Below are 8,747 nucleotides of genomic sequence, written 5' to 3'. Positions count from 1 at the left end.
CTGTTCGCGATCTGCCGGCAGGCGGCGCGGCTCCGCTGAGGCTTAGATGCGCTCGCCGCTGAGGCGCTGGCAGATCATGTCGAGCTGATCGAGCGTCGAGTAGCCGAGCGCCACGCTGCCGCCATCCGGCCGGTGCGTGATCTTGACCTGGAGGCCCAGGATGTCGCCGAGCTGCCGCTCGAGCGCCTCTATGTCTGCGCTGGCGCCTTTATATTCCATTCGGCCGGCCCGCTGTGACTTCGGACGCCCGGCGTTGACCAGCTTCTCCGTCTCCCGCACCGACAGGCCGCGCTGCACGACCTCCTGGGCCATTGTTTCGGGATCGTCCGCCCCGAGCAGCGCCCGGGCATGGCCCATGCTGACCTCGCCCGTCGCTACCATGCCGCGCACTCGCTCCGGAAGATCCAGGAGCCGCAGCAGATTGGCGACGTGACTGCGCGACTTGTGAACCAGCTTGCCGAGCGCTTCCTGCGTATGGCCATATTCCGCGATCAGGCGCTGATAGGCTTCGGCTTCTTCGATCGCATTCAGGTCCTGCCGCTGGATATTCTCCACCAGCGCCACTTCCAGCGTCTCGTTTTCGCTGAATTCCCGAATGAGTACAGGCACTTCGTGCAGGTGCGCCTTCTGCGCTGCACGCCAGCGGCGCTCGCCGGCGACGATCTGGTAACGCTCCCCATGCGGCCGCACGACGATCGGCTGGATGAGTCCGCGCGAGCCGATCGAGGCGGCCAGCTCCGACAGCGCCTCTTCGTCGAAATGCCGCCGCGGCTGGCCCGGGTGCGGCTCGATGCTCGCAACCGCGAGCATCTGCACGCCCGAGCGGCCGGAATCGCCGCTCACCGGCGCTTCGTGCGCGACTTCGCCGAGCAGAGAGGAAAGGCCGCGGCCGAGGCCCGAGGGCCGCTTGCGGAGGGTGGATTCGCTCATGCGGCTTCGGCTTCCTTCGGCATTCGGTCGATCAATTCCCGGGCGAGCGCCATATAGGCCTCGGATCCGGAGCAGCGGTGGTCGTAGATCAGGCCCGGCACGCCATGGCTGGGCGCTTCCGAAAGCCGCACGTTGCGCGGGATAACGGTGTCGAACACCACCTTCCCGAGGCAGGCGCGGACATCCTCGGCGACTTGCGTTGAAAGGTTGTTGCGCCGATCGAACATCGTCAGCGCCACGCCAAGGATCGAAAGCTGCGGATTGAATCGCGCCCGAACCCGTTCGACGGTCTGGAGAAGCTGGCTAAGCCCTTCTAAAGCAAAGAATTCTGCTTGGAGCGGCACAAGCACCGATTGGGAAGCGACCAATGCGTTGACGGTCAGAAGCCCGAGCGAGGGCGGGCAATCGATAAGGCAGACGTCCCAGCGCGCGCCCTCCTTCTCGAGCACGTCGTTCAGCCGATGCGTCCGATCCTCCAGCTCGACCAGCTCGATCTCGGCTCCCGAAAGGTCGACGGTGGCGGCGATCAGGTCCAGCCGCGGCACGCGCGTCGGGATCACCGCTTCGGACAGGCTGCAGCTGCCGTTGAGCAGCTCATAGCTGGAGCGTTGCCGGTCCCCGTGCACCACCCCCAGGCCCGTGGAGGCATTACCCTGCGGATCCAGATCGATCAGCAGCACGCGTAGGCCCGTCGCCGCCAGTGCGGTGGCGAGGTTGATCGCGGTCGTGGTCTTGCCGACTCCGCCCTTCTGGTTGGCCACTGCGATCCGGATCATCGGCGCTTTCTACCCTTTCCCCTGCGGCGGACCTGCTCGGCGACGATGATCTGCGCATCAGGGTCGGTGAGGCTCGGTTCCAGCCGAAACACACCCTGCCACAGCGATTCCACCGCTTCCAGTTCAGACTTCGCATTTTTGCCCTTTGGCAGGACCCAGCGAGTCTCAGGTGCGGCAAAGCGTTCGGAAAGCTCTAATAATCGGCCCAAAGGAGCGAAGGCGCGGGCGCTGATCATCGCGAATGGCTGCGGCGCTACCGCCTGCACGTTGGCGCACATGATCTCGACGCGATCCTGGAGTGCGAGAGCGTGCCGCACGCGCGTCAGGAACTCAACCCGCAGCTTCCGCGACTCGATCAGCGTCACCGGTCCGGGCCTGAGCAGGGCGATCACCATCCCGGGGAAGCCGGCACCGGTGCCGAGATCCAGCCACTCTCGTTCCGGCGCAGCGTCAAAAACAAGCAGCTGTGCAGAATCGACGATGTGCCGGCTCCACACCTGGTCGAGGGAGGCGCGTGATACTAGGTTTTGGCGATCGTTTTCGGCTCGAAGGAGCCCGATGAAGACCTCCAGCTGGTCCAGTGTTTCACGTGGAACATCAAGCCAGGACCGAGCCGCCTCCTCGTCCATCAGGCCGCCCGACGCCGCGCGTGTACGAGAAGCGCGGCCAAAGCCGCCGGAGTGATCCCCCTGATCCGGGACGCAGCCCCTAGCGTGCCGGGGCGCGCCAGCTCCAGACGACTCACCATCTCGTTAGAAAGGCCTGCAATGGCGGTGTAATCCAGATCCGGCGAAAGCAGCACGGCCTCATCCGCCTTCAGCCGCTCCACCTCGCGTTGCTGCCTGGCGAGGTAGGGGGCGTAGCGGTGATCCTGGATCGCCTCCTCCAGCTCGGGGAGGCGGCAAGCGGCAAGCTCGGGCGCCAGCAGCAGAAGCTCCTCCCGGTCCACCTCAGGGAAGCGCAGCCACGCACCTAAGCTCCGCCGCACGCCATCGTCCCGCACCGCCACACCGGCGCCGTTCATCTCGGCACCGCTGAACTCGGCAGCGAGAATTGCCTCGATCCTCTTCCGTTCGGCTCGTGAGCCGTCGAAATGCGCCCGCCGCTCCTGCGAGCTGCATCCTGCCTCAATCGCCTGCGGCGTCAGTCTCGCCTCCGCATTGTCGGCGCGAAGCCGCAGGCGATATTCGGCGCGCGCAGTCAGCATCCGGTAGGGCTCAGTCACGCCCTGCAGCGTAAGGTCGTCGATCATCACCCCAATATAGCTCTCGCTCCGGTCGAAGATGATCGGAGCGCGTCCCGCCACGCAAGCGGCGGCGTTCACCCCCGCCACCAGGCCTTGAGCGGCCGCTTCTTCGTAGCCGGTGGTGCCGTTGATCTGGCCGGCGAGGTAAAGTCCCTCCACATCGCGCACCGCCAGTGTCGGCTCGAGAATGCGTGGATCGACGTGGTCGTATTCGACTGCATAGCCGGGCTGCAGGATCTCTACCTGCTCAAGCCCTGGCATCGTGCGGACCATCGCCAGCTGCACGTCCGCCGGTAGCGACGTGGAGATTCCGTTCGGATAGATCGCCGGATCGTCCAGCCCCTCAGGTTCGAGGAAAATCTGATGTCCGTCGCGATCGCCGAAGCGATGGACTTTGTCCTCGATAGAGGGGCAGTAGCGTGGTCCCACCCCGCTGATCTCGCCGGCGAACAACGGCGACCGGTCCAGCGAAGCCCGGATGATGTCGTGGGTGCGGCTGTTAGTCCGGGTGATCGCGCAGAAGAGCTGGGGCGCAACGCGTCCGCCGCTCATTGACGACATCGTCCAGGTCCCGTCGTCGCTCGGCTGCCGCTCGAGCGAGGCCCAGTCGATCGTTCGGCCGTCGAGCCTCGGCGGCGTACCCGTCTTGAGGCGCGCCAGCGGAAGCTCGAGCAAGCGGAGCTGGTGCGCAAGTTCCGCCGCGGCTCGCTCCCCGACGCGGCCACCTGCGCAGCTCGTCATTCCGAAGTGAAGCTTGCCGCCGAGGAACGTCCCCGTCGCGAGGATGACTGCGGCCGCTTCCAGCTCACCAACGTCGGCTAGCCTTATGCCTCCGACGCGGCGGCCGCACAGCTTCAGGGCCGTCACCTCGCCCGCCACGATCTCCAGCGTCGGCTCTGCTCCCAGCATGTCGTGAACGGCCTGCTTGAACCGACGCCGATCAGCCTGGACACGTGGGCCGCGCACAGCGGCTCCTTTGCTTGCGTTCAGCATTCGATAGTGGATGGCGGCATGATCGGCAGCGCGCGCGATGATCCCGTCAAAGGCATCGACCTCCCGCACCAGATGCCCCTTGCCGAGGCCGCCGATCGCCGGGTTGCAGGACATCGCCCCAATTGCATCGCGGCTGAAGCTCACCAGCGCGACTGAGGCTCCCATGCGCCCAGCCGCGGCTGCAGCCTCGCAGCCCGCATGGCCCCCGCCGACCACAATGACATCGAAGCGTCGCATCAGCCGCCGCTTAGCCGAGCGGCCGTTCCGTGTCATGGCCGAGTTGATGTTCCACGTGGAACAATCACTTCCCGATGCAGAAGCTACCGAACAAAGAGTCCAGCATATCCTCCACCCCGGCCTGGCCGGTGACCCGGTCGAGTTCAGCGCGGGCGAGGCGGAGCGCCTCGGAAGCAATAATGACGTCGCGGGACGACTGCGCCTCGTGAAGATGATCGAGACAGTTCCCGATGGCACGGCGGTGGCGCGCGTTGATCGCCACTTCGCCTTCCTGCGGAAGCAGCGCACGGCTGCGGGCGATCAGGAGCGCCACCAGCTCGCTCATCCCTTGTCCGGTTTCAGCCGAGACGCTGATGTCGACGTTAGGCTCAGGCGGGCTAGGGTGGAGGTCGGCCATCGATCGAACAATGATGGCCCGATCAGGGTCGGGGCACGCGCCGGGATCCCCCAGCCACAGGATCAGGTCTGCAGCCTCGAGGTTCGCCTGTGCTCGCTGGATCCCGATCGCCTCCACTTCGTCCAGGCTCTCCCGCAGCCCGGCGGTGTCGATCAGGAGGAAAGGCGATCCCCCGATCGCTGTCGGAGCTTCGACAACATCGCGAGTCGTTCCTGCGACGGCTGAGGTGATCGCGGCGCGTCTACCCGCTAACCAGTTGAGAAGGCTGGATTTCCCAGTGTTCGGCGGACCCGCGATGACAACTCGAAGCCCGTCGCGCAGCCGCTCCGAGGAGGGCCGTTGCAGCGCCGCCTCCATCTCCAGGATCAGCTTTTCCAATGCGGCCGATTCGGCGAGCGACGGCTCCTCCCCGACATCGCCCTCGTCGGAAAAATCCAGGACCGCCTCCAGCTGCCCGCTGACGGCAAGCAGCTCCTCCTGCCACTTTGCCACCGTCCTGCTCAGAGCGCCGCCGGCGAGCGCGAGCGCAGCCCGCCGCTGCGAATCCGTTTCCGCCATTAAGAGGTCGGCGAGGCCCTCCGCCTCGGTGAGGTCGATCCGGCCGTTCTCGAACGCGCGGCGCGTGAACTCGCCGGCTTGCGCCTCCCGGAGGCCGGGTACCTCCCCGAGCGCCGCCAGTACGCCGGCGACGATCGAGCGGCCGCCGTGAAGGTGAAGCTCCGCGACATCGTCGCCTGTCGCACTCTTCGGCGCTGGGAAAAACAGGACGAGCGCCTGGTCGATCACCTCTCCCGCAACCGGGTGCCGAAGGAATGCGAGGGTCGCCACCCGCGGCTCCGGCATGCGTCCGGCGAGAGCGCGAACCGCGTCCGCAGCCTCAGGCCCGCTGATCCGGACAATCGCAACCGCTGCGGGAGGGCTTCCGGACGAGAGCGCGTAGATGGTGTCGCGCCCCTCCGGCCTCACTTCTTCTTACCGCCGCCGCTCATCTGATCGAACATGGTCCGCCACATGTTCATGGTGCCCTCGCTCATCGGCCCCCAGGTCTTCATTATTTCGGTGAAATATTCGGGCGTAAGGCCCTCCGACGCCGCCTTCTGCATCCGCTCGATATAGGCCTGATGGACGGGCGTCAGATCCGGGAGCCCCATGAAGCGGCGCGCCTCCTCGGGCGTACAATCGAAATCGACGGTGACTTTCATGGCTTCACCCTTTGAGGCGGTTGCGGGATGGGGCTGCTTTATGGCTATGGTCGCCACGGCTCAAGCAAGGAGACCCGAATGATCGAGATCGGCACCCTCGAAGGCGACGGCAGCTTTCCGGCCTATCTCGCGGAGCCGGAGGGTGTGCCCCGCGCCGCGATCGTCGTGATCCAGGAAATCTTCGGGGTGAACGAAGGCATCCGCCGCAAGTGCGACGGATGGGCGGAGAAGGGATATCTGGCGATCGCGCCGGACCTGTTCTGGCGCCTGCAGCCGGCCGTGGAGCTCGACCCGGACGTGCCGGAGGAGTTTCAGCAGGCGCTGGAGCTGATGGGCAGATTTGACCAGGATCAGGGCGTGCGCGACATCGACGCTACGATTCGCGAAGCGCGTAAGCGTCTGAGCGGAAGCGGGAAAGTCGGCTGCGTCGGCTTCTGCCTCGGCGGGCGGCTCGCCTTCATGACGTCAGCACGAACCGATGTGGATGCGAGCGTCGGCTATTACGCAGTCGGCGTCAACAGCCTGCTTGGCGAGAAGGAGCGGATTGCGAAGCCGCTGATGCTGCACATCGCCGGCGCCGATCATTTCGTCACCCCCGACATCCAGCGGGCCATGCACGAGGGGCTGGACGATCATCCACAAGTCGTCTTGCACGACTATCCCGGCGAAGATCACGGCTTTGCCGCCGAAATGGGCAACCGCCGAAGCGCGCAAGCAGCGCAGCTGGCGGACCGAAGGACCGAGGAATTTTTCGCGCGGCATCTCGGCTAGCGCGTATGAAGAACAACCGCTGGCTCGTGACGGGCGGTCTCCTCAGCGCCGCCGCCGCCTTGCTGCACCTGGCAATCATAGCTGGCGGACCCGACTGGTACCGGTTCTTCGGTGCGGGCGAGCGGATGGCGCGAATGGCGGAGCGAGGGTCGGCCAGCCCGACAGTCTTCGCGGTCTCGATCGCCGCGGTGCTGGCGGTCTGGTCCGCCTATGCGTTCGCAGGCGGCGGCTTGATCCGTCGGCTCCCGCTGATGCGAACGGCGCTGGTGCTGATCAGCGCGGTTTACCTGCTGCGCGGACTGGTGCTGATCCCAGCGCTTGCGCTCCACGGGGGCGAGGTCTCGGCCTTCACGATCTGGAGCTCATTAATCGTTCTCGTCTACGGAATCGCCTATGCGGTTGGCACATGGTGGGCGTGGCCGGCGCTTTCAGGAGGAAGGTTCGATGGTTGACCCATTCCGCTTCTGCCTTCGCGAGACTGGCGGCCCGGAGGTGCTCGCGGCGGAGATGATCGATCCACCGCGGCCCGGCGAGGGCGAAGTGGTGATCCGGCATGAGGCGGTGGGAGTCAACTTCATCGATACCTATCACCGCTCCGGGCTCTACCCGCTGCCCTTGCCGTCGGGGATCGGGAACGAGGCGGCGGGAGTGGTCGAGGCGGTCGGAGCGGGCGTGGAGGGGCTGCGGGAGGGGAACCGGGTCGGATATTTCTCGGGGCCGCTCGGCTCCTATGCGACTCACCGGGCGATCCCCGCGGACCGGGTGGTGAAGCTTCCGGACGAGATCGGCTCCGAAGACGCCGCCGCCATCCTGCTCAAGGGCTGCACGGCCGAGTTCCTGATCGAACGCTGCGCCCGGGTGGAGGCGGGGGAGACGGTGCTCGTCCACGCGGCCGCGGGCGGCGTCGGATCGATCCTGGTGCAATGGCTGAAGGCGCTCGGCGCCACCGTGATCGGCCATGCCGGAAACAGCAGGAAGGCCGAGATCGTGAAAGCCTTAGGCGCGGATCATGCGCTCTGCTGCCCGATGGAAGAGCTTGCGGGGGAGGTGAGGGCGATCACTTCGGGCAAGGGCGCATCGGTAGTGCTTGACGGCGTGGGTGCTGCAAGCTGGGAGGCTTCGCTCGGCTCGATCACCCGGCGCGGCCTGCTCGTCACGTTCGGCAACGCCTCCGGGCCGGTACCGCCGTTCACGGCGCTGGACCTGCTCAGGACCGGCTCGATCTTCGTCACCCGGCCGACCCTCTTCGACTATATCGCGACGGCCGAGGAAATGCGGGCGTCGGCCGCGCGGCTGTTCGAGATGATCCAGTCGGGGTCAGTCGAGGTGAAGATCGGCGCCCGCTACCCGCTCATCAAAGCCGCCGACGCGCACCGGGCGCTCGAGGATCGGAAGACCACGGGATCGACGATCCTGATCCCCTGAAAGGTCAGGCGAAGAGGGTGGTGAGCCCAACCTTCGGATCGATGAAGCCGTCGTAGATCATCTTGCCGGCGACCCAGAGGATGATGACGAGCCCGACCCAGGCGATCCAGCGATAGCGCTCGATATATTTGGCGAGGATGTTGGCGGCGATCCCCATCAACGCCACGGAGAGCAGCAGGCCGATGACGAGGATGCCCGGATGCTCCCGGGCGGCGCCCGCGACGGCCAACACGTTGTCGAGGCTCATCGAAACGTCCGCGACCGCGACCGCCCAAGCGGCGCCGGCGAAGCTCTTCGCCGGGCGGAGGCCGGCATGCTCGTCGCCCTCGATCTCGGGCGATCCGTGCGATTCGCCGCTGTGGCGAAGCTCGCGGTACATCTTCCAGGACACCCAAAGGAGCAGGATCCCGCCCGCGAAGATGAGGCCGACGATCTGCATCAGCTGGGTGACCAGAAGGGCGAAGATGATCCGGAGCACCAGAGCGGCAAGGATGCCGATCATGATGACCTTGCGGCGCTGATCGGCCGGCAGGCCCGCCGCGAGCGCCCCGACGATGATCGCATTGTCGCCGGCAAGCATGATGTCGATCATCAGCACCTGGCCGAACACGACCCAGGCCGCCGGCTCCCCGAGCTTGGCGAAATCGGTGACGATCGCGTCCCAGATGCCGCCGAGCCCACCGGCGCCGCCCGAAGCGGCCGCGGAGACGTTCATCAGGAAATCGATCAGCATCATGCCCCCTCGAACGCCGCCGGCTGCTTACTGGTTC

General features: G+C 66.2%; 10 protein-coding genes. 3 read left to right on the top strand and 7 right to left on the bottom strand.

From position 1 onward, the window contains the following. Nucleotides 1–42: 42 nt before the first annotated feature. The 6 genes from VF662_RS06960 to VF662_RS06935 all read right to left on the bottom strand — a co-directional run bounded on the left by VF662_RS06960 (nucleotide 43) and on the right by VF662_RS06935 (nucleotide 5,781). Nucleotides 43–930 (bottom strand): ParB/RepB/Spo0J family partition protein, encoded by an 888-nt coding sequence (locus VF662_RS06960; RefSeq protein ID WP_464139255.1) that lies wholly within the window; start codon nucleotides 928–930, stop codon nucleotides 43–45. After that, nucleotides 927–1,706 carry a ParA family protein gene (locus tag VF662_RS06955; protein ID WP_464139253.1) on the bottom strand — a complete coding sequence of 260 codons (780 nt, stop codon included), beginning with the start codon at nucleotides 1,704–1,706 and terminating at the stop codon, nucleotides 927–929. The genes VF662_RS06960 and VF662_RS06955 overlap by 4 nt, the downstream gene beginning before the upstream one ends. Beyond that, nucleotides 1,703–2,335, bottom strand: coding sequence for a 16S rRNA (guanine(527)-N(7))-methyltransferase RsmG (gene rsmG, locus VF662_RS06950; RefSeq protein ID WP_464139251.1), 633 nt, complete (start codon nucleotides 2,333–2,335; stop codon nucleotides 1,703–1,705). Before rsmG ends, VF662_RS06955 begins: the two co-directional genes overlap by 4 nt. Beyond that, complete coding sequence (mnmG, locus tag VF662_RS06945; RefSeq protein WP_464139259.1) at nucleotides 2,335–4,185, bottom strand: tRNA uridine-5-carboxymethylaminomethyl(34) synthesis enzyme MnmG; 1,851 nt, start codon at nucleotides 4,183–4,185, stop codon at nucleotides 2,335–2,337. Before mnmG ends, rsmG begins: the two co-directional genes overlap by 1 nt. A gap of 61 nt (nucleotides 4,186–4,246) precedes the next feature. After that, complete coding sequence (mnmE, locus tag VF662_RS06940) at nucleotides 4,247–5,545, bottom strand: tRNA uridine-5-carboxymethylaminomethyl(34) synthesis GTPase MnmE (RefSeq protein WP_464139249.1); 1,299 nt, start codon at nucleotides 5,543–5,545, stop codon at nucleotides 4,247–4,249. Continuing rightward, nucleotides 5,542–5,781, bottom strand: coding sequence for a DUF6489 family protein (locus tag VF662_RS06935; protein WP_464139247.1), 240 nt, complete (start codon nucleotides 5,779–5,781; stop codon nucleotides 5,542–5,544). The genes mnmE and VF662_RS06935 overlap by 4 nt, the downstream gene beginning before the upstream one ends. Before the next feature lie 78 nt (nucleotides 5,782–5,859). On the opposite strand from VF662_RS06935, the gene VF662_RS06930 reads away from it, so the two are divergent. Genes VF662_RS06930 through VF662_RS06920 form a run of 3 tightly spaced genes read left to right on the top strand, consistent with a single transcriptional unit; the run spans nucleotide 5,860 to nucleotide 7,977 of the window. Beyond that, nucleotides 5,860–6,552, top strand: a complete 693-nt coding sequence (locus VF662_RS06930) for a dienelactone hydrolase family protein (RefSeq protein ID WP_464139245.1) — start codon at nucleotides 5,860–5,862, stop codon at nucleotides 6,550–6,552. Nucleotides 6,553–6,557: 5 nt separating this feature from the next. Then, a complete protein-coding gene (locus VF662_RS06925) occupies nucleotides 6,558–7,004 on the top strand; it encodes a hypothetical protein (protein WP_464139241.1) in 447 nt (148 codons plus the stop codon). Further along, nucleotides 6,997–7,977: a quinone oxidoreductase family protein gene (locus VF662_RS06920; protein WP_464139239.1), complete on the top strand. Its 981-nt coding sequence runs from the start codon at nucleotides 6,997–6,999 to the stop codon at nucleotides 7,975–7,977. Before VF662_RS06925 ends, VF662_RS06920 begins: the two co-directional genes overlap by 8 nt. Before the next feature lie 4 nt (nucleotides 7,978–7,981). Here VF662_RS06920 and VF662_RS06915 read toward each other — a convergent pair whose 3' ends face one another. Continuing rightward, nucleotides 7,982–8,692, bottom strand: a complete 711-nt coding sequence (locus VF662_RS06915; protein WP_464139257.1) for a TerC family protein — start codon at nucleotides 8,690–8,692, stop codon at nucleotides 7,982–7,984. Nucleotides 8,693–8,747: the final 55 nt, after the last annotated feature.

It is taken from the genome of Allosphingosinicella sp. (assembly GCF_036387215.1).
In the GTDB taxonomy this organism is placed as follows: Bacteria; Pseudomonadota; Alphaproteobacteria; order Sphingomonadales; family Sphingomonadaceae; genus Allosphingosinicella.
The sequence above is the reverse complement of the archived record's forward strand: the minus strand, read 5'-3'. Positions and strand labels throughout refer to the sequence as shown.

Excerpts from the sequence above, each read along its gene's own strand:
- VF662_RS06920 (WP_464139239.1), top strand. The coding sequence starts at position 6,997 with ATGGTTGACCCATTCCGCTTCTGCCTTCGCGAGACTGGCGGCCCGGAG.
- VF662_RS06930 (WP_464139245.1), top strand. The coding sequence starts at position 5,860 with ATGATCGAGATCGGCACCCTCGAAGGCGACGGCAGCTTTCCGGCCTAT.
- VF662_RS06925 (WP_464139241.1), top strand. The coding sequence starts at position 6,558 with ATGAAGAACAACCGCTGGCTCGTGACGGGCGGTCTCCTCAGCGCCGCC.
- VF662_RS06955 (WP_464139253.1), bottom strand. The coding sequence starts at position 1,706 with ATGATCCGGATCGCAGTGGCCAACCAGAAGGGCGGAGTCGGCAAGACC.
- VF662_RS06935 (WP_464139247.1), bottom strand. The coding sequence starts at position 5,781 with ATGAAAGTCACCGTCGATTTCGATTGTACGCCCGAGGAGGCGCGCCGC.
- VF662_RS06960 (WP_464139255.1), bottom strand. The coding sequence starts at position 930 with ATGAGCGAATCCACCCTCCGCAAGCGGCCCTCGGGCCTCGGCCGCGGC.
- rsmG (WP_464139251.1), bottom strand. The coding sequence starts at position 2,335 with ATGGACGAGGAGGCGGCTCGGTCCTGGCTTGATGTTCCACGTGAAACA.
- VF662_RS06915 (WP_464139257.1), bottom strand. The coding sequence starts at position 8,692 with ATGAACGTCTCCGCGGCCGCTTCGGGCGGCGCCGGTGGGCTCGGCGGC.